The following is a 222-nucleotide window of genomic DNA, read 5'->3' on the forward strand; positions in this document are numbered from 1 at the left end:
TGCACTTTGATGAGCTGGCAAGTAGCTTAATATTTCCTGGGCATGCATTACCGTGGCGGCAAAAACCATAACCCCTTCGCGCTCTTCACTGTATTGAATTACTTGCTGTAATATAGCCTGCGTTGCGCGCTCACTGTTTTTTAAAAGCGCATTCATGTCATCAGTCGTATATTGCCCAAATGCATTGCTATCTAAGGACGAAAAATCATAATGGCTAATTGC

At 42.8% G+C, this 222-nt stretch carries 1 pseudogene; it reads right to left on the reverse strand.

What is annotated here, in order from left to right:
• Positions 1-222 (reverse strand): annotated as a pseudogene (locus H5117_RS20525) (ATP-dependent helicase); the annotation flags it as partial.

Source organism: Pseudoalteromonas sp. SG45-1 (genome assembly GCF_014164135.1).
Lineage (GTDB): Bacteria > Pseudomonadota > Gammaproteobacteria > Enterobacterales > Alteromonadaceae > Pseudoalteromonas > Pseudoalteromonas distincta.